Genomic DNA, 23,702 nt, shown 5'->3' on the forward strand with positions numbered 1-23,702 from the left:
GATCAAACTCTCCAATAAAGTTAGTTTGTCTAGCATCTAAAATAAAAATTGACGTTTCACGTTGTTTGTTTCGTTCAGTTTTCAAAGAACTACTTAGTCGCTCATTTGCGACTTCCTTATGTTAACATCTTCATTTTTCAATGTCAACTAAGTTTTTAAATTTCTTTTTTGTCGTTTTCTGCGTTTTCGCATCAGCGACGGTTATTAATTTACCATATACAAACCGTTAACGTCAACACTTTTTAATAAAAAATTCTTTTTCTTACATAACGAATACATTCTTCTGTGTTAGCTACTCTCCGGAATAAACAGAAAATGATTTTATATCTTTCTTCCATGGCTTTTTTTACAACTTCATGAATACGCTCATCTTCAAAATCAAATAAAAGTTCCTCTAATTCTCTCTTCAATATGTATTCCATTTCTTTTCTTTCTTCTTTTGTCAACATCAGCCCAAGCAAACAATCACCTCAATAATTCCTTACGCAACAATAAACGTTCCGCTCATTTTCAATTATCACAATCCTATCATCCATTATATCCACTACTTACGATATTAATCCTTTGTTCTCTTTTTTATATTTACAGCATATATGTAACTGAAAAGGATTGGACAAAGGGGCGTAATATTATGTTTTTCTTTTTTATTACGAGTAAGAGAAATTTTAAACACATTAGCTTAATAGTGATACTGTCCTTATTTACAGCATGGCTACTCTTTTTAAAAACATATTCACATGAATCTGCTTTTTCAACTGCTACAGGCCCTAAAGTAATTTACAAAAGAGACACCGCTAAAAAGCACGTTGCATTTACGTTTGATATTAGTTGGGGAGACAAAAAAGCAATTCCAATCCTAGATACTCTTAAAGAAAGAGAAATTAAGAATGCAACATTCTTCCTTTCTGCTGCATGGGCCGAAAGACACCCCGATATTGTAGAGCGAATCATGAAAGACGGACACGAAATTGGTAGTATGGGGTACAATTACACATCCTATACTTCTCTAGAGACAAATGAAATAAGACGAGACCTTTTACGAGCACAAGATGTTTTTACGAAACTTGGTGTAAAACAAGTCAAGCTGTTACGTCCACCTAGTGGCGAATTTAACAAAGCAACCCTTAAAATCGCAGAATCACTTGGATACACCGTCGTGCATTGGAGTAATAATTCAAACGATTGGAAAAACCCAGGTGTAAATAACATCGTTTCCACTGTCTCTAATAATTTGAAAGGTGGAGATATCGTCTTATTACACGCATCCGATTCTGCCCTTCAAACAAATAGAGCTTTACCGCTGCTCCTGCAAAAAATAAAAAGTGATGGATATGAGCAAATATCCGTGTCACAACTTATTTCCAACACAAGTACGAAAAGTGAAGATGTGAAGTAGCTTCTTCCCTACTACTCTTCACGCATAAAAAGCTCTACTACCTTTCAAGAAGGTGGTAGAGCTTTTTTAATCATACTATTTCCAGCATTATAACTGCTGGTGTATAAAACCTCTCTCTATTAAGCTGATTTACTTGTTTTTCCGATTAAACGATGTAATACAAGTAATTGATACGCATTACATAACAATAGCGGTATAACCATTAAATATAGCCAATCTGTATCATTAATCCGAAGCGCCGGTACCCATTCAAGGATTGTTACAACAACCATAAAGAACAGAGCTGGCACAAATGCTTTTTTATTTGTTTCTTTACTTTTTACATAAGCAACAATTGCTCCAAACACAAATAATATTCCAGCAACAAGTATGTTATTCCCTAACGAGACTTCCCCATTTGCAATAAGTACAGATCTTAAATACACAAAATCAAATAATACGAATGCAATAAAGAAGAGCTGGACTGCATTCCATAAAGAAGATGAGCGAAACATCCCTAGTCCAAAACGGTGGATTGTTAAATATGCAAAGAATCCCATTTGACTTATAACACTAAAAATAAATCCTACACCCATCAGCCAGAAAGATACTGCTAAAATCTCCTTACCGTCGAAATTTTTAAAAAATTCATTGTACTTGTCCCACTCCAAAACAAAACCAATAATAACTGTGCTAATCCCACCAAGAAACAACGTCGTTAAAAATAGTCGTACCCACTTGCGGCTATTCACAACACATCCCCCATTATCCTTATATTTCTAATTAAATTGTATCAATGACAATTTCAAAAAGCTAGCCATGTTCATGTATAAATTCCTTAAAGATATTTATATTAAAAAGAGAGAACTGTGCTGAAAGGAGTTCCAACTTATGAAACGGATGCTATTCATTTTCGTTTCTTCTTTTCTACTTATCGCACTTGCAGCATGCGCACAAGGAAAAGAAACGAAATCCGAACTAGATTACGATCAAACAAAGAAAATGATTGTTGATATTTTAAAAACAGATCAAGGTAAGAAAGCTATTCAAGATGTATTAACTGATGAAAAAATGAAACAAGCACTCATACTAGATGAAACAGTAGTAAAGAAAACGATTGAAGATGCCATGGTATCCGATAAAGGGCAACAATTCTGGGAAAAGCTCTTTAAAGATCCTGAGTTCTCATCAAAGTTTGCTAAAAGTATGGGGAAAGAACAAACTCAATTAATGAAAACCTTACTAAAAGACCCTGAATACCAAGCAGGTGTTATAGAAATTATGAAAAATCCTGAAGTAGAAAAAATGATGTTACAAACAATGAAGAGTAAAGAATACCGTCAATATCTACAACAAGTACTAACAGAAACTGCTGAAAGTCCACTCTTCCAAGCCAAGATGATTGATATCATTAGTAAAGGTGTGCAAAAAGCTGAAAAAGGCGGATCTGGTAAGAAAGAAGCAGGCGGTGACGGTGGTTCTCAAGGCGAGAAGAAGGAAGAACAGTAAAAAATAATAACTATAATAACGAGTGAACAATGTATACATTGTTCACTCGTTATTACTTTATCTTACTATTAACAGACAAAATGGACCGCCTCTAGTTAAGTGAAAGGTTTACTAACAACAAAAGCCTTATTGTTGTCAGTAACAGGTGAACCCCACTAATTAAAGTTTCACTTTATTTTTGTGTAACAGCTGTTTTATCAATTACTGTTTCAGCTATTTTACTATAAATAATGCCCGTTGTATGTGTATCTTCATATACTGAAGGAGCAAAGTCTTCTTTATTCCAATCGGGTTGTTGTAGCGGAATTCGACCAAGAACATTCGTTTGTAATTCGGTAGCTAACTTATCTCCCCCGCCTTTTCCAAATACATATTCTTTCTCACCAGTTACCTTACTTTCAAAATATGCCATATTCTCAACAACACCAAGAATACTATGTTCAGTGCGCAATGCCATCGCTCCAGCACGCGCTGCTACAAACGCAGCTGTTGGATGAGGCGTCGTTACAATAATCTCTTTGCAAGATGGCAACATTGAGTGCACATCTAACGCAACATCACCTGTGCCTGGTGGCAAATCTAGTACTAAATAATCTAAATCGCCCCATTCTACTTCTGTGAAGAAGTGGTTTAACATTTTCCCAAGCATAGGTCCTCTCCAAATAACTGGTGCATTATCCTCTACAAAGAAGCCCATTGAGATTACCTTTACACCTAAACGTTCCACCGGAATTATCTTGTCACCTCTTACGATAGGACGTTTTTCTATCCCCATCATGTCTGGCACACTAAAACCGTAAATGTCCGCATCGATAATACCAACTTTTTTTCCTAAACGAGCTAAAGCAACTGCAAGGTTAACGGAAACAGTTGATTTTCCCACGCCACCTTTTCCACTCGCTACCGCTAAGAATGTTGTTTTTGAATTAGGTGACAATAAAGATTCACTTTGCTCTTCTTCTTGTTCCGGTGCAAACTGAGCTAATTCCTCTTCTGTAAATTCTGCAAAACGAAGTCCAACTGTTGCTGCCCCAAGTTCTTTTACTAACTTTACAATTCCAGACTGCAACTGCATTTGTTCCGCTGTACCGGTTTTTACGATTGCAATTTTGACACTCACATGTTCCTTCTCTGGCTTGACTGTTACCTCTTTAATTGCACTTGTTTCTTTTAAAGTTTTATGTAAAAACGGATCTACAATCCCTTCTAACGCTTCAACCACTTGCTCTTTCGTTACCATAATTAGCCCAGCCCCCTGTATGAAAAATAACGTAATGTTAATTGAATTTATCTCTGCTTATTCTTGAAATAAATGCGTTTACATTTCCAGTATAACATATTTTCCGAAAACTTCGTTAACGAGAGAAGCTCAAAAAAATCCTCCTTATTCTGGAGGATTTCCTTTTTCCGTGAAATAACGTAATATACCACGGTATATTGCAGCTGCTACCTTTTGCTGATATTTCTCCGAATTTAACATATACCTTTCGTTCACATTCGATAAAAAGCCAGCTTCAATTAAAGCACCTGGTGTTTTAGAATACTTTAATAAATACACATGCGAAATAGTCTTAGCAGAACGATTCGTGTTCTCTAAACTTGTTCTCAATTCAGCCTGTATAAATTTTGCAGCACGTTCATTTTCAATTGAAGAGCGGTAATAGAACGTTTGTGCGCCTTTCGATCCACTACTAGTTAAAGCATTTAAATGAATACTTGCAAAAAAGTCTACATCAGGTTTATTGATGATTTCTACACGTTTTTTTAAATCCTCTGCTTTACGTCTGCTATATGACTTTGTATCTTTGTTAGCTAAATCATAATCTCCCTCACGCGTTAAAATGACTAGTGCACCTTGTTCTTGTAAATAGTCTTGTACCTTTTTTGTAATTTCAAGCGTAATATCCTTTTCTATAATATCCTTTCCACCAACAGCCCCTCCATCTGGTCCACCATGCCCAGCATCTAATACGATTACTTTCCCTGATAAGGGTAAATTCCAAGCACGCCACGATTTTGTAATTTGAAATTCTTGTTTGACTAAAAAAAACAATACAACCGCAGCGAGTGCAAAAGAGATAATTCGAATTCTCTTCATACCTTTCCTCCTCCAGCTAGTCCCTCTAATTACTTATATGGGACAAGAGGAAAGTTTATGCTTGTCTTAATGAAGCTTTAATCGATATCTTCTTTCACCTTTTTCATACCCTTCTTGCCACCACAATCCTATGAACTGCTGACAAGATTCAAAAAGTAATTTCTCATCTTTCAACTTTATTTCTCGCATAGTCATACTCGTTAAAAATTGAAATAGCGTTTCAGTTAATTGTTGTTCTTCTTCTAAAGCTCTATATTTCACATCAAAAAACGATTCACCATAATAACCAAATTTACTATATCTCGCTCCTAATAAATAAGATTCTATCCCTAATTCAATACAGTAATCTTCATACTGACGATGAAGCTCTTGCATTTGAAAGGCATCACGAATATTTGAACGCAATGTTTTTAATGATAATTCCCGCAACATCTTCCGCTCGTATTTTAACTGCTTTTCTTTTTGTTTTTCTTGTAAGCTGACAATGACATTCATAGTACTTATAAACCTCCCTAATACGTATTAGTCTAAACTTCTAAAGAAGAAGCATACGCGTGGCGGTAGCACTAAAATATTCCAAGCTATAAAAATTGCAAAAGAGGAATGAAACATAAAAAAAACCCCAACCAAAATGGTTGGGGTTTGTAGTTCGCAAAAATTAACGTTTTGAGAACTGAGGTGCACGACGTGCGCCTTTAAGACCGTATTTTTTACGCTCTTTCATACGTGCGTCACGAGTTAATAGACCTGCACGTTTTAGTGTTAGACGGTATTCTGGATCAGCTTTTAATAAAGCGCGAGAAATACCGTGACGAATAGCACCAGCTTGACCAGTGTATCCACCACCATTTACGTTTACAAGTACATCGTAGTTACCTAAAGTTTCTGTTGCAACTAGAGGTTGTTTCACTACTTCACGTAATGCAGCAAATGGGATATAGTTTTCAAAATCACGACCGTTAATGATAACGCGTCCTTCGCCTGGAACTAGGCGTACGCGCGCTACTGAACTCTTACGACGTCCAGTGCCATAGTATTGAACCTGTGCCAAAGTAAGCCCTCCTTTAATTAATTATCCGCGAAGTTCGTAAACTTCTGGTTTTTGTGCTTGGTGTGGATGCTCTGCTCCAGCATACACGTTAAGTTTCTTAAAAACTTGACGGCCTAAGCGTCCTTTTGGAAGCATGCCTTTAATTGCAAGCTCTAACATTTGTACAGGGTAGTTTGTACGCATTTCAAGAGCTGTTCTTTGCTTAAGTCCACCTGGGTGGTTAGTGTGACGGTAGTAAATTTTATCGTTTAATTTATTACCTGTTAAATGAATTTTCTCAGCGTTAATAATAATTACATGATCACCCGTGTCAACGTGTGGTGTAAATGTAGGTTTGTTTTTACCACGTAAAATGGATGCTACTTCACTAGCAAGGCGACCTAAAGTTTGACCTTCAGCATCAACCACATACCATTTACGCTCAACTTCGTTAGCTTTTGCCATAAAAGTCGTACGCATGTGTTTCCCTCCTCGTTATCTTTTCCATAGAAAAAATCTATTGTTTATCTTAAACACGATTTCCTTCCGGGGCTAATCGTGGTTTTAGAAACAATACCATATGTTATGATATACTTTTGAGTTTCTAATGTCAAGCAAATGTTACACCAGGATTAGTTGTTATAGTTTACCTCCCATAAGTAAAGCCCATGACCTGGAGCCATCTTTCCAGCAAACTGACGATTTTGTTTCGCTAAAATCTCTGGAATGCTATCAGGATCAAGCTTTCCTTGCCCTACGCTAAGTAACGTACCAACAATAATTCTGACCATATTATATAAAAATCCATTACCTACAAAACGAAAAATTATTTCATCATCTTGTTCAATTAACTCGATTTCATAAATTGTTCGCACTTTATCTTTTTTGTCAGTTTTTGCCGAACAAAAAGAAGTGAAATCATGCGTTCCAATAAAATAAGGAATTGCTTTTCTTATAGAGTTGATTTCGAGCGGGTATGGATATTGATATACGTAATTTCTACGGAATACATCCGCAGTCTTTGATAATAATACACGATAACGATATTCTTTTTTCTCAACACCGTAACGTGCATGAAATTCTTCTGTTTTTTTCTCTACTTGCCTAATAACAATATCATCTGGCAACATTGTGTTTAAAGCATTACTCCATTGCCACTCTTCAAGAGACAAAGGAGTATCAAAGTGTATTACTTGTCCTTTTGCATGAACTGTAGAATCTGTTCTACCAGATGCCTGAACACGAACAAGTTCTCCCTTATGCAATTTCTGCAATGCTTTTTCTATCTCCTGTTGAACAGTACGATGGTTCGGCTGAATTTGATAACCACAAAAATGCATGCCATCATATGCAACCGTACATTTTATTCTATCCATTTCTCTATTCTCCATTACGATCGCACCCATGCCAAAATACAAGCTAAACAAAATAAGCTGACAATCGTTACTGTATCGCTTGTTTTCCAGCGTAGTTGCCTAAATTTAGTACGTCCTTCACCACTTTGATATCCACGAGCTTCCATCGCAACGGCTAAGTCCTCTGCACGCTTAAAAGCACTGATAAACAGAGGAACGAGCAGTGAAATAATAGCTTTCATTCTATCTTTTATCGGTCCCCCGGCAAAATCAATACCACGTGACGCTTGTGCTTTCATTATTTTACTCGTTTCATCCATTAATGTCGGGATAAAACGAAGAGAAATTGACATCATTAATGCGATTTCATGAACAGGAACCTTTATACGCTTCAACGGCTTTAATAACGTCTCCAAACCATCTGTAATTTCAATAGGTGTCGTCGTTAACGTTAATAATGTCGTCATTAAAATAATAACGAAGAATCGTACAGAAATGTATATCCCTTGCTCTAATCCTTTTTCATATATCGAAAACCAACCAAGCTGGAATAGTACATCCCCCTCTTTATTTGTAAAAATATGCAGGAAAAATGTAAAAAGAAAAATCCATAAAATTGGTTTTAAGCCCGAAAGTACATAACGAATCGGCACTTTTGCAAAAAATAAAGCAATGAGTGCATATAAAAATAAAAATCCATATGAAATCGCATTATTTGCTAAGAAAACAACAAATACATATAAAAAGACAATCAGCAGCTTCGTACGTGGATCAAGTTGATGAATAAGTGAATTCCCCGGGATATATCTCCCAATAATCAACTGCTGCATGATTCATGACCACCTTTTCGTATCACCTGCACAACTTCATGAGTAAGATCCTCTAAGGATAAGGTAGCCTTTGGAATTGAAATACCAAACTTCTCTTCAATTGCACGTTTATACTTTAATGACATAGGAAGATCCACACCAATTTTCTCTAGTTCATCAGCATGTGAAAATACTTCCTCTGCACTTCCTTGCAAAAAGACCGTTCCTTTATGCATAACTACAATCTGCTCCGCATACTGAGCAGCATCCTCCATATTATGCGTTACAAGGATAACTGTAAGACCCTTCTCCTTGTGCAGCTTATAAAACATCTCCATAAGTTCGTTCTGCCTTTTTGGATCTAGTCCTGCTGTAGGTTCATCTAATACAAGCACTTCAGGTTCCATCGCCAGTACACCCGCTATAGCAACACGTCTCGTTTGTCCACCACTTAATTCGAACGGAGAACGTGTTAACAGTTCCGGTTCTAGCCCTACAAGTTCAATTGCCTTTCTAGCCTTTTGCCTTGCTTCGTCTACAGATACTCCAAAATTAGTAGGGCCGAAACAAATATCCTTCTCCACAGTCTCTTCAAACAACTGATGTTCTGGGAATTGAAAGACAACCCCTACTTTTTTACGTAGTGGTTTTAGCTTTTTTTCTTTCTTTCCTGCCGAAATCAAATGTTCACCAATTTGAACTGTACCATTTGTCGGCTGCAATAAACCATTTAAATGTTGAATCATCGTCGACTTACCTGAACCAGTATGACCGATAATGGCATAATAGCCCCCACTTGGAAACGACACGTCTACATCATAAAGTGCGCGTCTTTCAAATGGAGTTTTATATTGATAACGATGCTCTACTTTTTGGAATGTAATCTCCAAAGTTCGTTCACCAAGCTTTCCATTGTAAGATGCGTATTTTGCAAGAGAATTTCATTTCTTTTTAATAATTCTGCTATTTTCACTGAAAACGGTACATCTAAGCCAATTTCTTGGAGCATATGAGAGGATTTGAAAATTTTTTCTGGAGTCCCTTCCTCTAATATTTCTCCCTTATTTAAAATAATGACACGATCTGACTGTGCCGCTTCTTCTAAATCGTGCGTAATCGATAACACAGTAATACCTTTTTGAGTAACAAGCTGTCTAACCGTTTCTACTACTTCACGTCTCCCTTGAGGGTCTAACATTGACGTTGCTTCATCTAATATTAAAATAGATGGTTGAAGTGCTAAAACGCCTGCTATTGCCACTCGCTGCTTTTGCCCACCGGATAAGGAATGAGGCTCATCATTAAGAAAATCTTCCATACGGACAAGTTGCAAGGCCTGTTCTAATCTTTCAATCATTTGTTCTCTTGGCATTCCGATATTCTCTAAGCCAAATACAACATCATCTTGCACTGTTGTTCCAACAAATTGATTATCTGGATTTTGAAATACCATTCCAATTTGTTTTCGAACATCCCATACCGTTTCCTCTGATAAAACCATTGTATCATTTATTATAATAGTCCCTGCTTCTGGCAAAAACAAACCATTCAATAATTTTGCAAGTGTAGACTTTCCTGAACCGTTTTGTCCAATAATAGATACCCATTCTCCCTCATATAAGGAAAATGAAACATCTTTTAATGCATAAGTGGCTGCCCCAGGATATTGAAATGATATATTTTTTATCCGAAGTTTCTCTTTTTTCAATAGAAGGCACCCTTTCCTTCGCCAAGTTAGCCTATTTTTATATTTAAAAAAAAGGGCCATGACCAGTTTCTTGAAAAGAACTGTCCTGCCCTTTTAATTATCATTATACTAACTCGATAATTACCATTGGTGCTGCGTCTCCGCGACGTGGACCAATTTTTGCAATACGAGTGTATCCGCCTTGGCGCTCAGCATAGCGTGGAGCTACATCAGCGAATAGTTTTTGAAGTGCATCTTGACCAGTCTCAGCGTTAGCTACTTCATTGCGAATGAAAGCTGCTGCTTGACGACGAGCATGAAGATCTCCGCGTTTACCTAAAGTGATCATTTTTTCCACTACAGAACGAAGTTCTTTTGCACGAGTTTCTGTCGTTTGGATGCGCTCGTTGATAATTAAATCAGTAGCTAAATCACGTAACATAGCTTTACGTTGCGCACTTGTACGGCCTAATTTTCTGTATGCCATTCGTAGTTCCCTCCTTTGTTGATGGGTTTAAATCCTCAGTCGTCTTTACGTAAACCTAAACCTAATTCCTCAAGTTTATGTTTAACTTCTTCTAAGGATTTACGTCCTAAGTTACGAACTTTCATCATATCTTCTTCTGTTTTGTTCGCAAGCTCTTGTACAGTATTAATTCCTGCACGTTTTAGGCAATTATAAGAACGAACAGAAAGGTCTAGTTCTTCGATAGTCATCTCAAGAACTTTCTCTTTTTGATCTTCTTCCTTCTCGACCATAATCTCAGCATTTTGTGCTTCATCAGTTAAACCAACAAAGATATTTAAATGCTCAGTTAAGATTTTGGCACCTAAAGAGATAGCTTCTTTTGGCCCGATGCTTCCATCCGTCCATACATCAAGCGTAAGCTTATCATAATTAGCCACTTGTCCGACACGTGTCTTTTCCACTTGGTAAGTCACACGTGATACCGGAGTATAAATAGAATCAATAGGAATTACTCCTATTGGTTGATCTTCGCTTTTATTTGCATCAGCTGGCGTATACCCACGGCCACGCTTTGCAGTTAAACGCACGCGGAAATGCGCATCTTTTGCTAACGTTGCAATGTGTAAATCTGGATTTAAGATTTCTACATCACTATCGTGAGTAATATCAGCAGCTGTGACAATACCTTCGCCCTGTACATCAATTTCCAACGTCTTCTCTTCTTCAGAGTAGATTTTAAGAGCTAACTTTTTCAAGTTTAAGATGATCGTCGTAACGTCTTCTACTACGCCCTCAACTGTTGAAAATTCATGTAATACGCCATCGATTTGGATAGCAGTAACAGCGGCACCAGGGAGTGAGGATAAAAGAATACGACGTAAGGAGTTACCCAAAGTAGTACCATATCCACGCTCAAGCGGTTCAATTACGAATTTACCATATTTAGCATCTTCGTTAAGTTCAACCGTTTCGATTTTCGGCTTTTCGATTTCAATCATTAACTAAACCCTCCTTCAAAACGTCGAAACCCCGGTTAAACAAAGGTATAACCCCTGTCTAACCGAAAGTCCCCCTTAGGCAGTTCCCGATTGTGCACAACAAGCGATGTTTCTGTACGAAATTTCTCGATAATGCATCATATCCATTATAGACAAAAGGGAAAATTCTATACAGAAAAATTACACACGACGACGTTTTGGTGGACGACATCCATTATGAGGAACTGGAGTAACATCTCTAATTGCTGTTACTTCTAGACCTGCAGCTTGAAGAGCACGAATTGCAGCTTCACGACCAGCACCAGGACCTTTAACAGTAACCTCTAAAGTTTTTAAACCGTGTTCCATTGCAGCTTTAGCAGCAGTTTCAGCAGCCATTTGCGCAGCGAATGGAGTAGATTTACGAGATCCACGGAAACCAAGTGCACCAGCACTAGACCAAGAAAGTGCGTTACCGTGAGTATCTGTAAGTGTTACGATTGTGTTGTTGAAAGTAGAACGAATATGAGCTATACCAGCTTCAATATTCTTTTTCACACGTTTTTTACGAGTGTTTGTTTTACGTGCCATTGTTAGTTCAACCTCCTTTACTTATTATTTCTTTTTATTTGCTACTGTACGACGTGGACCTTTACGTGTACGAGCATTGTTTTTAGAGTTTTGACCACGAACTGGTAAACCACGACGGTGACGAAGACCACGGTAAGAACCGATCTCCATTAGACGTTTGATGTTAAGAGATACTTCACGACGAAGGTCTCCCTCAACTTTAATACGATCGATGATATCACGGATACGTCCTAATTCGTCTTCCGTTAAATCACGAACTCGTGTTTCTTCAGAAATACCTGCTTCAGCAAGAATTTTTTCAGCAGTTGTGCGACCAATGCCGAATACGTAAGTTAAAGAAATAACAACGCGTTTGTCTCGAGGAATATCTACACCTGCGATACGTGCCATTACGAATGCACCTCCTTCTGATTAACCTTGTTTTTGTTTATGTTTAGGGTTTTCACAAATAACCATTACTTTTCCACGTCTACGAATAACTTTACATTTTTCGCAGATTGGTTTAACTGACGGTCTTACTTTCATGTCTCGAACCTCCTTAAAGATTACGGAGTGCTATATTATTTAAAACGGTACGTAATACGACCACGATTTAAATCGTACGGAGATAATTCTACCGTAACTTTGTCTCCTGGTAAAATACGAATGAAGTTCATACGGATTTTACCAGAAACGTGAGCCAATACGACATGCCCATTCTCTAATTCTACTTTGAACATAGCATTTGGCAACGTTTCAAGAACGGTACCTTCGACTTCAATTACATCATCTTTAGCCATTCAATAGTTCTCCCTTCTTCAAATCAGTAACATTTTACACTGCTCTGAAATCCCGGAGAGCCAGCTACTTATAAAGTGGTAAGGATTTCGTATCCTGCTTCTGTAAGAGCAATCGTGTGCTCAAAATGGGCACACCATTTACCATCTACCGTTACCACTGTCCAGTCATCAGATAGTGTTTTTACATATCGTCTTCCTTGATTCACCATCGGCTCAACACAGATGACCATTCCTGGCTTTAATCTAGGGCCTCTATTTGGTGGACCATAGTGCGGGATTTGAGGGTCCTCATGTAAGTCTTGCCCGATTCCGTGACCAACATACTCCCTAACGATCGAGAATCCATTCTCTTCAGCATGGGTTTGAACCGCATGTGAGATATTTGATAATCTCTCGCCTGGTTTTACTTGTTCTAGACCAAGATACAACGATTTTTCTGTGACATCAAGTAGCTTTTGAACAGATTCAGAAATGTTTCCAACTGGATACGTCCATGCAGAATCTCCATGGTACCCATTGTATTTCGCACCAATATCGATACTGATGATATCGCCCTCTTTGAGCTTGCGCTTCCCTGGAATTCCGTGTACAAGCTCTTCATTTACAGAAGCACATATGCTCCCCGGAAATCCGTTGTATCCTTTAAAAGATGGCGTAGCACCATATTTTTGAATCGTCTTTTCCGCTATTTGATCGAGCTCTTTCGTTGTAATTCCTGGAGTAATGTGCTGTTTCAACTCTTGATGAGTCAAAGCAACGATCCTGCCAGCTTCTCGCATGATTTCTATCTCGCGAGGAGTTTTGCAGATTATCATTACGCTAAGCCTCCGATGAGAACATCGATATCAGCAAATACTTTATTGATATCTTGCTCACCATTAATGCTTTGTAAGTAACCAAGCTCTTCGTAGAAATCAAGCAAAGGTTTTGTTTGCTTAATATTTACATCTAAACGATTTGCTACAGTTTCTTCATTGTCATCAGAGCGTTGATATAATTCGCCACCACATTTATCGCACACATCAGCTTTTGCTGGTGGATTGAATTCTAAGTGGTAAGTCGCACCGCACTCTTTACAAATGCGACGGCCTGTAAGGCGTTTTAATAACAACCCTGAATCCACATTAATGTTTAAAACATAGTCGATTTTTTTGCCAAGATCTTTCATAATTTCTTCAAGAGCTGATGCTTGTGCAACAGTTCGTGGGAAACCGTCTAGTAAGAAACCTCTTACGCAGTCGTCTTGACTTAAACGTTCACGAACGATTCCGATTGTAACTTCATCTGGAACAAGTGCACCTTTATCAATAAAAGATTTTGCTTGTAGACCCATTTCAGTTTCAGCCTTCATAGCTGCACGGAACATGTCTCCTGTTGAAATGTGAGGGATGTTATACTTGGCAACAATCTGTTCGGCTTGTGTACCTTTACCAGCACCAGGAAGCCCCATTAAAATTAAGTTCATCCTTGTTCCCCCTCAGAGTACATGAGCATGTAGGGAAGACAATTCTTCCCACTTACTCACTGCTTGATAAACCCTTTGTAATGGCGTTTTACCAGTTGGCTTTCTAGCTGCTTCATTGTTTCTAAAGCAACGCCGACAACGATTAACATACTCGTTCCACCGATCTGTGCAGACGGAGGAAGATTTCCCAATTTCGTAAAGATAACTGGTAAGATTGCAATCGCTGCTAGGAAAATTGATCCTACAAAGGTCAAACGATACAAGATTTTTGTTAGATATTGTTCCGTATTCTTACCCGGACGAATACCTGGAACATATCCACCTTGCTTGTTTAGATTCTCTGACATTTGCTCTGGATTAACCTGAACAAATGCATAGAAATATGTGAAGGCTACAATGAGCGCAACATATATGATCATTCCCACTGGGTGAGAATAGTTAAAGTTTGCAATAATCCACTGCGATACATCATGTTTCGGGAAGAACTGTGCAATAGTCGGAGGCGTAATTAAGAATGAAACAGCAAAAATTACTGGAATAACACCAGCACTATTTACCTTAAGCGGTAAATGTGTGTTTTGTGCTCCAGCATAACCACCATTTCCTCCTGTTACACGCTTCGCATATTGAATTGGAATCTTTCTAACAGCCTGTTGAATGAAAATAACACCCACAATAACTGCTAGCACAGCTAGTAAAATCAATGCAACTTTAACGATACTCATGAACAATTGATCTCCGATATTTTGAAACTGTTGCTGATACACTTGAGATATAACACTTGGGATCGCTGCGGCAATACCGCCAAAGATAAGGATGGAAATACCATTACCTACACCTTTAGCTGTAATCTGTTCACCTAACCACATTAAAAATGCAGTACCAGCAGTCAGTACCGTAGCAATGTATAAATAAGTGCTCCAACCTGGATTCAAAATTAATTGTCCACCTACCATACCGTTAAAACCGATTGACATACCAAACCCCTGAATAAACGCAAGAACAATTGTAAAGTAACGCGTGAATTGCGTTACTTTACGACGGCCCATTTCACCTTGCTTCGACCATTCCGAAAATTTAGGAACAACATCCATCTGCAATAATTGCACGATGATGGATGCTGTAATATACGGCATGATTCCCATCGCAAAGATGGAGAAGTTTTTCAAGGCTCCACCGCCAAATGTATTTAGAATACCTAAAGCATTTAATTGATCTTGTGCCTTCAGTACGTCTCCATTTGTAAATGGCACGGGGATAAACGTGCCAATCCTGAATACGATTAACATCGCTAAAGTGAATAATATTTTACGTCTTATCTCAGCAACGCGCATAAAGTTGGAGATTGTACGAAACATTAGATCACCTCAACTGATCCGCCAGCTGCTTCAATTGCTTCTTTAGCACTTGAAGAGAACTTGTGCGCTTTAACAGTTAGTTTTTTCTCTACTGCTCCGCTTGCAAGAACTTTAACACCGTCGTTTAACTTGCTGATAACGCCAGTTTCCAGCAATAATTCAGGTGTTACTTCTGTACCATCTTCAAAACGATTTAACGTTGATAAGTTTACAATAGCAAACTCTTTACGGTTAATGTTTGTGAAGCCGCGTTTTGGTAAACGACGGAATAATGGAATTTGACCACCTTCGAAGTCAAGACGAACACCGCCGCCAGAACGTGCGTTTTGTCCTTTATGACCTTTACCAGCAGTTTTACCGTTACCAGAACCGATACCACGACCGACACGGTTACGTACTTTACGAGAACCTTCTGCAGGTTTTAATTCATGAAGTTTCATTCCCAGGCACCTCCTTATATTAATGAGTTATCCTTAAGCTTCTTTTACAGTTACAAGGTGAGAAACTTTGTTGATCATACCAAGAATAGCAGGAGTTTCTTCCTTAACTACAGTTGAATTCAACTTTTTAAGACCTAAAGCTTCTACCGTCGCACGTTGATCTTGTGGACGACCAATTACACTACGAGTGAGGGTAATTTCTAACTTTTTCGCCATTTGTTTTCCCTCCTTAACCTAGTAGCTCTTCTACAGATTTACCGCGTAATTTTGCAACATCTTCAGCGCGCTTAAGTTCGCTTAATCCGTTCACAGTAGCGCGAATCATGTTGATTGGTGTGTTAGAACCAAGAGATTTCGAAAGAATATCTTGTACACCAGCTAATTCAAGGACCGCACGAACAGGTCCACCAGCAATAACACCAGTACCCTCAGCAGCAGGTTTTAAGAATACTTCACCAGCGCCAAAATGACCGTTGATTGTGTGTGGAATTGTTGTACCAACTAATGGTACAGCGATTAAGTTTTTCTTAGCGTCTTCGATAGCTTTACGGATTGCGTCTGGTACCTCTTGTGCTTTACCAGTACCGAATCCAACATGACCGTTTTTATCGCCAACTACAACTAGTGCAGCAAAGCGGAAACGACGACCACCCTTAACAACTTTCGCGACACGATTTATCGTAACTACACGTTCTTCAAGTTCTAATTTACTTGGGTCAATGCGATGCATCAATTTTCCCTCCTTTGACCATTAAAATTGTAATCCAGCCTCACGAGCAGCCTCAGCTAGAGCTTTAACACGGCCATGGTATAAGTAACCACCGCGATCAAATACTACTTCTTTAACGCCTTTCTCTACAGCACGCTTAGCAACTGATTCTCCAACTTTCGTAGCAGCTTCAATATTGCTAGTACCGTTAAGAGCAAGGTCTTTATCAAGAGTAGATGCACTTACTAACGTTACACCATTCACATCATCAATAACTTGAGCGTAAATATGTTGGTTAGAACGGAACACGTTTAAACGTGGACGCTCTGCAGTACCAGTAAGTTTAGCACGTACACGTGCATGTCTTTTCTTACGAGTCGCATTTTTATCAGCTTTAGTGATCATTCTTGTCACTCCTTTCTCTCACCTAACGGGTTTACTTAGCAGTTTTACCTTCTTTACGACGAACAACTTCGCCTTCGTAACGAATACCTTTACCTTTGTAAGGCTCAGGAGCACGTACAGCACGGATGTTAGCAGCGAATTCGCCAACACGTTGCTTGTCGATACCTTTAATTACGATCTTAGTTGGTGCAGGTACTTCAACTTCAAGACCTGCTTCCGGAGTCATTTCTACTGGATGAGAATAACCTACGCTTAATACAAGTTTATCACCTTGTTTTTGAGCACGGTAACCAACACCGACTAATTCAAGTCCGCGTGCGAAACCTTCAGTTACACCTTCAACCATGTTTCCGATTAAAGCACGAGTTGTACCGTGTAATGCACGGTGTTCCTTCTGTTCAGATGGACGCTCAACTGTTAATGTATTCTCTTCAATTTTGATAAGCATATCAGCATTGAAAGTACGAGTTAATTCACCTTTAGGGCCTTTTACTGTTACAGTATTGTCTTCTGCAACTGTAATAGTAACACCTGCAGGGATTTCAAGAATCTTTTTACCAATACGAGACATGTGGTCACACCTCCGTTCGTTTTAAATATATATTACCAAACGTATGCTACTACTTCTCCACCAGTTTGTAATTGACGAGCGTCTTTGTCTGTCATTACTCCCTTAGATGTAGAAACAAGAGCGATACCTAATCCGTTAAGTACACGTGGTACTTCGTCAGCTTTAGCGTAAACGCGTAAGCCAGGTTTACTGATACGTTTTAATCCAGTGATTACACGTTCATTGTTTGCACCATATTTCAGGAAAATACGAAGGATACCTTGTTTGTTATCCTCGATGTATTCTACATCACGAATGAAACCTTCACGTTTTAAAAGTTCAGCGATCTCTTTTTTGATTTTAGAAGCAGGAACCTCTAATTTCTCATGACGTACCATGTTCGCATTACGGATGCGAGTAAGCATGTCTGCAATTGGATCTGTCATCACCATGTGTTTTACCTCCTTCCCATTTGTGGGTTTTACCAACTAGCTTTTTTAACACCAGGAATTTGACCTTTATATGCAAGTTCACGGAAACAAATACGGCAAAGTTTAAATTTGCGGTATACAGAATGCGGACGACCGCAGCGTTCGCAACGTGTATACTCTTGTACTTTAAACTTAGGAGTACGCTTTTGTTTCGCTATCATAGATTTTTTAGCCACGTTTTCGCCTCCTCTACTTAGCGTTGGCTTCCATTATTTTTGGAATGGCATACCGAATTGTGTTAAAAGTTCACGAGCTTCTTCATCAGTTTTCGCTGTAGTAACGATTACGATGTCCATACCGCGGACTTTGCTTACTTTATCATAATTAATCTCAGGGAAAATAAGTTGCTCTTTAACACCTAATGTATAGTTTCCACGACCATCGAATGATTTCTTAGAAACACCACGGAAATCACGTACACGTGGTAAAGAAACTGATACTAATTTGTCGAAGAACTCATACATTTGCTCGCCGCGTAAAGTTACTTTCGCACCGATTGGCATACCTTCACGAAGACGGAAACCAGCGATTGATTTTTTAGCACGAGTTACAACAGGTTTTTGACCTGTGATTTGTGTTAATTCTTCTACTGCGTTGTCTAACGCTTTTGAGTTAGATACCGCGTCACCAACACCAGTGTTGATTACGATCTTTTCGATTTTTGGTACCTGCATTACAGATTTATAGTTAAACTTGCTCACTAGAGCAGGAGTAATTTCCTTTTGGAACTTCTCTTTAAGGCGATTCAATGAAGTGACCTCCTTTCTTAAGAAAATTATTTATCTAATAATTCACCAGATTTTTTTGCAATACGAACTTTTTTACCATCTTCTACTTTGAAGCCTACACGAGTAGGTTCACCTGTTTTCGGATCTAAAATCATAACGTTAGAAACGTGAATAGGTGCTTCTTTAGTAATAATTCCACCTTGTGGATTTAATTGAGATGGCTTAGAGTGCTTCTTAACGATATTGACACCCTCAACGATAACACGGTTTTGCTTTGGGAAAGCCCCAAGGATAACGCCTTGTTTTCCTTTGTCTTTACCAGTGATTACCTGTACTTTATCACCTTTTTTTACATGCATCTTAATTCTGCACCTCCTTAGCAAGGCAATACCTTAAATTATAGAACTTCTGGAGCTAAAGAAACGATCTTCATGAAGTTGCTATCACGTAATTCACGAGCTACTGGTCCGAAGATACGAGTACCACGTGGGCTCTTATCGTCTTTAATGATAACCGCTGCGTTTTCATCAAATTTGATGTAAGAACCGTCCGGACGACGAGCTCCGCTCTTCGTACGTACCACTACTGCTTTAACAACGTCACCTTTTTTAACAACGCCACCTGGTGTTGCTTGTTTTACCGTAGCAACGATAATGTCACCAATGTTAGCATGTTTACGACCAGAGCCGCCTAATACTTTAATTGTTAAAAGTTCACGTGCACCAGAGTTGTCAGCAACTTTCAAACGAGATTCTTGTTGGATCATGTTATGAAACCTCCCTTCGGACTAAAAATTCCGATTCGTCTATTTAGATAATAACCGCTTCTTCAACGATTTCAACTAAACGGAAACGCTTAGTAGCAGAAAGCGGGCGAGTTTCCATGATTTTAACGATATCGCCAAGTTTCGCTTGGTTTTGCTCATCATGGGCTTTGTACTTCTTAGAATACTTAACACGTTTTCCGTACAAGGAATGAGTTTTGTAAGTTTCAACTAAAACTGTAATCGTTTTGTCCATTTTGTCAGACACTACACGACCAGTATAAACTTTGCGTTGGTTACGTTCGCTCACTATGCAAACCTCCCCTCAATTTATCGATTAATTCCGATCTCTCTTTCACGAACTACAGTTTTCATACGAGCAATTGCTTTACGCACTTCACGAATGCGAGTTGGATTCTCTAATTGTCCTGTAGCAAGTTGGAAGCGAAGATTAAACAACTCTTCCTTTAAAGCTTTAACTTTTGTTTCGATTTCGGCAGTGGTTAATTCACGAATATCATTAGTTTTCATTAGATTCACCACCATTTTCTTCACGTTTTACGAATTTACATTTCACAGGTAACTTGTGAGCTGCAAGACGTAATGCTTCGCGTGCTACCTCTTCAGATACACCCGCGATTTCGAACATGATTTTCCCAGGTTTTACTACTGCTACCCAGCCTTCTGGTGCCCCTTTACCGGAACCCATACGTACTTCTAGAGGTTTTGCAGTGTAAGGTTTAGAAGGGAAAATTTTAATCCATACTTTACCGCCACGTTTCATGTAACGAGTCATTGCACGACGAGCAGCTTCGATTTGACGGTTTGTAATCCATGAAGCAGCTTGTGCTTGTAAACCGAATTCACCGAAAGCAATTTCAGTTCCACCTTTAGCACGACCACGCATTTTACCACGATGCTCTCTACGATATTTTACGCGTTTTGGCATTAACATATTATTTTCCTCCTTCCTCAGAAGCTTTCTTTTTTGTAGGAAGGACTTCTCCACGGTAGATCCATACTTTTACGCCTAATTTACCGTATGTTGTATCAGCTTCAACTGCTGCATAGTCAATATCAGCGCGAAGTGTATGAAGTGGAACAGTTCCTTCACTGTAAGATTCTGCACGAGCGATATCAGCTCCGCCAAGACGACCAGAAACCTGTGTTTTAATACCTTTAGCACCTGCACGCATAGCACGTTGAATAACTTGCTTTTGTGCACGACGGAATGATACACGGTTTTCTAATTGACGAGCGATGTTTTCGCCTACTAATTTAGCGTTAAGATCAGCTCTCTTAACTTCTAAAATGTTGATGTGTACACGCTTGCCTGTTAATTGGTTAAGAGCTTTACGAAGTGCTTCAACTTCAGTACCACCTTTACCAATTACCATACCAGGTTTTGCAGTGTGAATTGTAACATTTACACGATTTGCTGCACGTTCGATTTCTACTTTAGCAACAGCAGAATCTTTTAAGCGTACATTAATGTACTCACGGATTTTGATGTCTTCATGTAATAATGTAGCGTAATCTTTCTCAGCGAACCAACGAGATTCCCAGTCACGGATAACGCCGACACGAAGACCAATTGGATTAACCTTTTGACCCATCGATTATCCCTCCTTCTTTTCTGATACCACAACTGTGATGTGGCTTGTGCGTTTGTTAATTTGGCTTGCACGACCCATTGCACGTGGACGGAAACGTTTTAACGTTGGACCTTCGTCAACGAAAACTTTTTCAACAACTAGGTTGTTAATGTCCATCTCATAATTGTGCTCTGCATTTGCGATTGCAGATTTTAAAACTTTTTCTACAACTGGAGAAGCAGTTTTTGGTGTGTGGTTAAGGATAGCAATCGCTTCACCCACTTGCTTACCTCGGATTAAGTCTACTACTAAACGAACTTTACGAGGAGCAATACGAACTGTTCTCGCTACTGCTTTAGCTTGCATTGAAGTGCCTCCTCTCATTATCTTCTAGTTTTCTTATCGTCAGCAAGGTGACCTTTATACGTACGAGTTGGTGCGAATTCACCTAACTTATGGCCAACCATATCCTCAGTGATGTACACAGGTACGTGTTTACGACCATCATATACAGCGATTGTGTGTCCGATGAACTGAGGGAAGATTGTTGAACGGCGAGACCAAGTTTTAACAACTTGTTTTTGCTCAGATGCAACTAATTTTTCCATTTTGCTCATTAAGTGATCATCGACAAATGGTCCTTTTTTTAAGCTACGAGCCATTTTGGTGCCTCCCTTCGTGATTGGCGTACGGTTCTAGAAATGAACCGTACTACAATCCCATTATTTTTTACGACGACGAACGATGAATTTGTCAGACGCTTTGTTTTTCTTACGAGTCTTGAATCCAAGAGTTGGTTTACCCCATGGAGACATTGGAGACTTACGTCCGATTGGAGAACGTCCTTCACCACCACCGTGTGGGTGATCAACCGGGTTCATTACAGAACCACGAACTGTTGGGCGTTTACCTAACCAGCGAGAGCGACCTGCTTTACCGATTTTGATAAGTTCGTGTTGTTCGTTACCTACTTGACCGATTGAAGCGCGACAAGCAGATAATACAAGACGTACTTCACCAGAAGTTAAACGTACAAGTACGTATTTACCTTCTTTACCAAGTACTTGAGCAGATGTACCAGCAGAACGAACTAATTGTCCGCCACGACCAGGCTTAAGCTCGATGTTATGAACAACAGTACCTACTGGAATGTTGATTAATGGTAATGCGTTACCGATTTTAATGTCAGCTTCTGGGCCAGACATAACTTCCATACCTACTTCTAAAGATTTAGGAGCAAGAATGTAACGTTTTTCACCGTCAACGTAGTTAATTAATGCGATATTCGCAGAGCGGTTTGGATCGTATTCGATCGTAGCAACGCGTCCTGGAATTCCATCTTTGTTACGCTTAAAGTCGATGATACGGTATTGACGCTTATGTCCGCCACCTTGATGACGTACAGTGATTTTACCTTGGTTATTACGACCAGCCTTCTTGCTTAAAGGAGCAAGTAATGACTTTTCGGGTCTATCAGTCGTGATTTCAGCGAAATCATTCGTAGTCATATTACGACGACCGTTAGTAGTTGGATTATACTTTTTGATTCCCATCTCAATTTCCCTCCTTCTTTAGTAAGAATTAAACGCCTTGGAAGATTTCGATTTCTTTGCTGTCAGCAGTTAGCTTAACGATTGCTTTACGACGACGGCTAGTAAAACCAGCGTGACGACCAACGCGTTTTGCTTTCGGCTTGTAGTTCATGATGTTCACTTTTTCTACTTTAACACCAAAGATCGCTTCAAGAGCATCTTTAACTTCTGTTTTATTAGATTTAACGTCCACATCGAACGTGTATTTTTTTTCAGCCATCATTTCCATAGAACGTTCAGTGATAACTGGGCGCTTAATGATATCACGAGGATCTCTCATTATGCAAGCACCTCCTCTACTTTTTCCACTGCCGCTTTTGTCATGATTAGCTTATCATGATGAAGCACGTCTAAAACGTTTACGCCATCAGCAGTGATTACTGTTACTCCAGGGATATTGCGAGCAGATAACTCTACAGATTCGTTTGCATCAGCAGTTACGATAAGAGCTTTCTTCTCAACAGTTAATCCTTTAAGTACTGCTAGCATATCTTTTGTTTTTGGTGCATTTAACACTAGGTCTTCAAGAACTACAATGTTGTTCTCAACTACTTTAGTAGCTAATGCAGATTTGATTGCTAAACGACGAACTTTCTTAGGAAGTTTGTACGCATAGCTTCTTGGTGTAGGTCCGAATACCGTACCACCACCACGCCATTGAGGAGAGCGGATAGACCCTTGACGAGCACGTCCAGTTCCTTTTTGACGCCATGGTTTACGACCACCACCGCGAACTTCAGAGCGAGTTTTTACTTTGTGTGTACCTTGACGTAAAGATGCACGTTGCATCATTACAGCTTCGAAAAGTACAGCTTCATTTGGTTCGATACCGAAAATAGCTTCAGCTAATTCGATTTCACCAACCTGTGAACCAGTTTGGTTATATACAGTAACTTTTGGCATTGGAATTCCTCCTTCCTATTGTGA

At 39.0% G+C, this 23,702-nt stretch carries 41 protein-coding genes; 2 read left to right on the forward strand and 39 right to left on the reverse strand.

Annotated elements, in window-relative coordinates; genetic code table 11:
- Window positions 1–242: 242 nt before the first annotated feature.
- Window positions 243–461 carry a hypothetical protein gene (locus MR169_RS17750; protein ID WP_000901147.1) on the reverse strand — a complete coding sequence of 73 codons (219 nt, stop codon included), beginning with the start codon at window positions 459–461 and terminating at the stop codon, window positions 243–245.
- A gap of 170 nt (window positions 462–631) precedes the next feature.
- On the opposite strand from MR169_RS17750, the gene pdaB reads away from it, so the two are divergent.
- The gene (pdaB, locus tag MR169_RS17755; protein WP_242319768.1) at window positions 632–1,396 is read left to right on the forward strand and encodes a polysaccharide deacetylase family sporulation protein PdaB; all 765 of its coding nucleotides are present in this window, start codon (window positions 632–634) and stop codon (window positions 1,394–1,396) included.
- Window positions 1,397–1,515: 119 nt separating this feature from the next.
- On the opposite strand, the gene kbaA is transcribed toward pdaB, so the two are convergent.
- Window positions 1,516–2,127: a KinB signaling pathway activation protein KbaA gene (gene kbaA / locus MR169_RS17760; RefSeq protein ID WP_242319769.1), complete on the reverse strand. Its 612-nt coding sequence runs from the start codon at window positions 2,125–2,127 to the stop codon at window positions 1,516–1,518.
- A 139-nt stretch (window positions 2,128–2,266) separates the two neighbouring features.
- On the opposite strand from kbaA, the gene gerD reads away from it, so the two are divergent.
- Window positions 2,267–2,884, forward strand: coding sequence for a spore germination lipoprotein GerD (gerD, locus tag MR169_RS17765; RefSeq protein WP_000827295.1), 618 nt, complete (start codon window positions 2,267–2,269; stop codon window positions 2,882–2,884).
- Between the two features lie 172 nt (window positions 2,885–3,056).
- Here the strand turns inward: gerD and MR169_RS17770 are convergent, their stop codons facing one another.
- The 37 genes from MR169_RS17770 to rplD all read right to left on the reverse strand — a co-directional run bounded on the left by MR169_RS17770 (window position 3,057) and on the right by rplD (window position 23,678).
- Window positions 3,057–4,124, reverse strand: a complete 1,068-nt coding sequence (locus MR169_RS17770; RefSeq protein ID WP_000256628.1) for an Mrp/NBP35 family ATP-binding protein — start codon at window positions 4,122–4,124, stop codon at window positions 3,057–3,059.
- A 144-nt stretch (window positions 4,125–4,268) separates the two neighbouring features.
- Window positions 4,269–4,982 (reverse strand): N-acetylmuramoyl-L-alanine amidase CwlD, encoded by a 714-nt coding sequence (cwlD, locus tag MR169_RS17775; RefSeq protein WP_000822439.1) that lies wholly within the window; start codon window positions 4,980–4,982, stop codon window positions 4,269–4,271.
- A gap of 66 nt (window positions 4,983–5,048) precedes the next feature.
- Window positions 5,049–5,477 (reverse strand): DUF2521 family protein, encoded by a 429-nt coding sequence (locus MR169_RS17780; RefSeq protein ID WP_242319770.1) that lies wholly within the window; start codon window positions 5,475–5,477, stop codon window positions 5,049–5,051.
- 163 nt (window positions 5,478–5,640) lie between these two features.
- Window positions 5,641–6,033: a 30S ribosomal protein S9 gene (gene rpsI / locus MR169_RS17785; protein ID WP_000079986.1), complete on the reverse strand. Its 393-nt coding sequence runs from the start codon at window positions 6,031–6,033 to the stop codon at window positions 5,641–5,643.
- Window positions 6,034–6,054: 21 nt separating this feature from the next.
- Window positions 6,055–6,492: a 50S ribosomal protein L13 gene (gene rplM / locus MR169_RS17790; protein WP_242319771.1), complete on the reverse strand. Its 438-nt coding sequence runs from the start codon at window positions 6,490–6,492 to the stop codon at window positions 6,055–6,057.
- A gap of 152 nt (window positions 6,493–6,644) precedes the next feature.
- Window positions 6,645–7,388 (reverse strand): tRNA pseudouridine(38-40) synthase TruA, encoded by a 744-nt coding sequence (truA, locus tag MR169_RS17795; RefSeq protein WP_002164804.1) that lies wholly within the window; start codon window positions 7,386–7,388, stop codon window positions 6,645–6,647.
- Between the two features lie 14 nt (window positions 7,389–7,402).
- A complete protein-coding gene (locus MR169_RS17800) occupies window positions 7,403–8,197 on the reverse strand; it encodes an energy-coupling factor transporter transmembrane component T family protein (protein ID WP_001186528.1) in 795 nt (264 codons plus the stop codon).
- On the reverse strand, window positions 8,185–9,066 hold the full coding sequence (locus MR169_RS17805; RefSeq protein ID WP_242319772.1) for an energy-coupling factor ABC transporter ATP-binding protein: 882 nt from the start codon (window positions 9,064–9,066) through the stop codon (window positions 8,185–8,187). The genes MR169_RS17800 and MR169_RS17805 overlap by 13 nt, the downstream gene beginning before the upstream one ends.
- Window positions 9,042–9,884 (reverse strand): energy-coupling factor ABC transporter ATP-binding protein, encoded by an 843-nt coding sequence (locus tag MR169_RS17810; RefSeq protein WP_000711765.1) that lies wholly within the window; start codon window positions 9,882–9,884, stop codon window positions 9,042–9,044. Before MR169_RS17810 ends, MR169_RS17805 begins: the two co-directional genes overlap by 25 nt.
- Window positions 9,885–9,987: 103 nt before the next feature.
- Entirely contained in the window at window positions 9,988–10,350 is a 363-nt protein-coding gene (gene rplQ, locus MR169_RS17815) for a 50S ribosomal protein L17 (protein WP_000331490.1), read from the reverse strand.
- Between the two features lie 35 nt (window positions 10,351–10,385).
- Entirely contained in the window at window positions 10,386–11,330 is a 945-nt protein-coding gene (locus MR169_RS17820; protein WP_000569643.1) for a DNA-directed RNA polymerase subunit alpha, read from the reverse strand.
- A 180-nt stretch (window positions 11,331–11,510) separates the two neighbouring features.
- Window positions 11,511–11,900 carry a 30S ribosomal protein S11 gene (gene rpsK / locus MR169_RS17825; protein ID WP_000101798.1) on the reverse strand — a complete coding sequence of 130 codons (390 nt, stop codon included), beginning with the start codon at window positions 11,898–11,900 and terminating at the stop codon, window positions 11,511–11,513.
- A gap of 24 nt (window positions 11,901–11,924) precedes the next feature.
- The gene (gene rpsM / locus MR169_RS17830; RefSeq protein WP_000090788.1) at window positions 11,925–12,290 is read right to left on the reverse strand and encodes a 30S ribosomal protein S13; all 366 of its coding nucleotides are present in this window, start codon (window positions 12,288–12,290) and stop codon (window positions 11,925–11,927) included.
- Between the two features lie 21 nt (window positions 12,291–12,311).
- Window positions 12,312–12,425, reverse strand: a complete 114-nt coding sequence (gene rpmJ, locus MR169_RS17835; protein ID WP_000868344.1) for a 50S ribosomal protein L36 — start codon at window positions 12,423–12,425, stop codon at window positions 12,312–12,314.
- 35 nt (window positions 12,426–12,460) lie between these two features.
- A complete protein-coding gene (gene infA / locus MR169_RS17840) occupies window positions 12,461–12,679 on the reverse strand; it encodes a translation initiation factor IF-1 (protein ID WP_001029884.1) in 219 nt (72 codons plus the stop codon).
- Between the two features lie 68 nt (window positions 12,680–12,747).
- On the reverse strand, window positions 12,748–13,494 hold the full coding sequence (map, locus tag MR169_RS17845) for a type I methionyl aminopeptidase (RefSeq protein WP_000582539.1): 747 nt from the start codon (window positions 13,492–13,494) through the stop codon (window positions 12,748–12,750).
- Window positions 13,494–14,144 (reverse strand): adenylate kinase, encoded by a 651-nt coding sequence (locus MR169_RS17850; RefSeq protein ID WP_001048989.1) that lies wholly within the window; start codon window positions 14,142–14,144, stop codon window positions 13,494–13,496. Before MR169_RS17850 ends, map begins: the two co-directional genes overlap by 1 nt.
- A 56-nt stretch (window positions 14,145–14,200) precedes the next feature.
- Entirely contained in the window at window positions 14,201–15,502 is a 1,302-nt protein-coding gene (gene secY / locus MR169_RS17855) for a preprotein translocase subunit SecY (protein ID WP_233935644.1), read from the reverse strand.
- Window positions 15,502–15,942: a 50S ribosomal protein L15 gene (gene rplO, locus MR169_RS17860; RefSeq protein WP_242319773.1), complete on the reverse strand. Its 441-nt coding sequence runs from the start codon at window positions 15,940–15,942 to the stop codon at window positions 15,502–15,504. Before rplO ends, secY begins: the two co-directional genes overlap by 1 nt.
- Window positions 15,943–15,975: 33 nt before the next feature.
- Window positions 15,976–16,158: a 50S ribosomal protein L30 gene (rpmD, locus tag MR169_RS17865; protein ID WP_001085234.1), complete on the reverse strand. Its 183-nt coding sequence runs from the start codon at window positions 16,156–16,158 to the stop codon at window positions 15,976–15,978.
- 13 nt (window positions 16,159–16,171) lie between these two features.
- A complete protein-coding gene (gene rpsE / locus MR169_RS17870; RefSeq protein ID WP_000554646.1) occupies window positions 16,172–16,672 on the reverse strand; it encodes a 30S ribosomal protein S5 in 501 nt (166 codons plus the stop codon).
- Window positions 16,673–16,693: 21 nt separating this feature from the next.
- Window positions 16,694–17,056 (reverse strand): 50S ribosomal protein L18, encoded by a 363-nt coding sequence (rplR, locus tag MR169_RS17875; protein ID WP_000628816.1) that lies wholly within the window; start codon window positions 17,054–17,056, stop codon window positions 16,694–16,696.
- 31 nt (window positions 17,057–17,087) lie between these two features.
- Window positions 17,088–17,627 (reverse strand): 50S ribosomal protein L6, encoded by a 540-nt coding sequence (rplF, locus tag MR169_RS17880; protein WP_000086558.1) that lies wholly within the window; start codon window positions 17,625–17,627, stop codon window positions 17,088–17,090.
- Window positions 17,628–17,659: 32 nt separating this feature from the next.
- Window positions 17,660–18,058, reverse strand: coding sequence for a 30S ribosomal protein S8 (rpsH, locus tag MR169_RS17885; protein ID WP_000245511.1), 399 nt, complete (start codon window positions 18,056–18,058; stop codon window positions 17,660–17,662).
- Between the two features lie 29 nt (window positions 18,059–18,087).
- The gene (gene rpsN, locus MR169_RS17890; RefSeq protein WP_001085700.1) at window positions 18,088–18,273 is read right to left on the reverse strand and encodes a 30S ribosomal protein S14; all 186 of its coding nucleotides are present in this window, start codon (window positions 18,271–18,273) and stop codon (window positions 18,088–18,090) included.
- A gap of 33 nt (window positions 18,274–18,306) precedes the next feature.
- Window positions 18,307–18,846: a 50S ribosomal protein L5 gene (gene rplE, locus MR169_RS17895; protein ID WP_242319774.1), complete on the reverse strand. Its 540-nt coding sequence runs from the start codon at window positions 18,844–18,846 to the stop codon at window positions 18,307–18,309.
- Between the two features lie 26 nt (window positions 18,847–18,872).
- On the reverse strand, window positions 18,873–19,184 hold the full coding sequence (rplX, locus tag MR169_RS17900; protein ID WP_242319775.1) for a 50S ribosomal protein L24: 312 nt from the start codon (window positions 19,182–19,184) through the stop codon (window positions 18,873–18,875).
- Between the two features lie 38 nt (window positions 19,185–19,222).
- The gene (rplN, locus tag MR169_RS17905; RefSeq protein WP_242319776.1) at window positions 19,223–19,591 is read right to left on the reverse strand and encodes a 50S ribosomal protein L14; all 369 of its coding nucleotides are present in this window, start codon (window positions 19,589–19,591) and stop codon (window positions 19,223–19,225) included.
- A gap of 43 nt (window positions 19,592–19,634) precedes the next feature.
- A complete protein-coding gene (gene rpsQ, locus MR169_RS17910) occupies window positions 19,635–19,898 on the reverse strand; it encodes a 30S ribosomal protein S17 (protein ID WP_000004106.1) in 264 nt (87 codons plus the stop codon).
- A 20-nt stretch (window positions 19,899–19,918) separates the two neighbouring features.
- Window positions 19,919–20,119 carry a 50S ribosomal protein L29 gene (gene rpmC / locus MR169_RS17915; RefSeq protein ID WP_000855718.1) on the reverse strand — a complete coding sequence of 67 codons (201 nt, stop codon included), beginning with the start codon at window positions 20,117–20,119 and terminating at the stop codon, window positions 19,919–19,921.
- Entirely contained in the window at window positions 20,109–20,543 is a 435-nt protein-coding gene (rplP, locus tag MR169_RS17920; protein ID WP_000928969.1) for a 50S ribosomal protein L16, read from the reverse strand. The genes rpmC and rplP overlap by 11 nt, the downstream gene beginning before the upstream one ends.
- 1 nt (window position 20,544) lies before the next feature.
- Window positions 20,545–21,204 (reverse strand): 30S ribosomal protein S3, encoded by a 660-nt coding sequence (gene rpsC, locus MR169_RS17925; protein ID WP_000529956.1) that lies wholly within the window; start codon window positions 21,202–21,204, stop codon window positions 20,545–20,547.
- Between the two features lie 3 nt (window positions 21,205–21,207).
- Complete coding sequence (gene rplV / locus MR169_RS17930; RefSeq protein ID WP_001148024.1) at window positions 21,208–21,549, reverse strand: 50S ribosomal protein L22; 342 nt, start codon at window positions 21,547–21,549, stop codon at window positions 21,208–21,210.
- Window positions 21,550–21,566: 17 nt separating this feature from the next.
- Window positions 21,567–21,845 (reverse strand): 30S ribosomal protein S19, encoded by a 279-nt coding sequence (rpsS, locus tag MR169_RS17935; RefSeq protein ID WP_000124454.1) that lies wholly within the window; start codon window positions 21,843–21,845, stop codon window positions 21,567–21,569.
- 60 nt (window positions 21,846–21,905) lie between these two features.
- The gene (rplB, locus tag MR169_RS17940; protein ID WP_000511583.1) at window positions 21,906–22,736 is read right to left on the reverse strand and encodes a 50S ribosomal protein L2; all 831 of its coding nucleotides are present in this window, start codon (window positions 22,734–22,736) and stop codon (window positions 21,906–21,908) included.
- A 28-nt stretch (window positions 22,737–22,764) separates the two neighbouring features.
- Complete coding sequence (gene rplW / locus MR169_RS17945) at window positions 22,765–23,055, reverse strand: 50S ribosomal protein L23 (RefSeq protein WP_001205558.1); 291 nt, start codon at window positions 23,053–23,055, stop codon at window positions 22,765–22,767.
- A complete protein-coding gene (gene rplD, locus MR169_RS17950) occupies window positions 23,055–23,678 on the reverse strand; it encodes a 50S ribosomal protein L4 (protein WP_001127258.1) in 624 nt (207 codons plus the stop codon). Before rplD ends, rplW begins: the two co-directional genes overlap by 1 nt.
- Window positions 23,679–23,702: the final 24 nt, after the last annotated feature.

It is taken from the genome of Bacillus cereus group sp. BfR-BA-01349, from assembly GCF_022663795.1.
In the GTDB taxonomy this organism is placed as follows: Bacteria; Bacillota; Bacilli; order Bacillales; family Bacillaceae_G; genus Bacillus_A; species Bacillus_A cereus.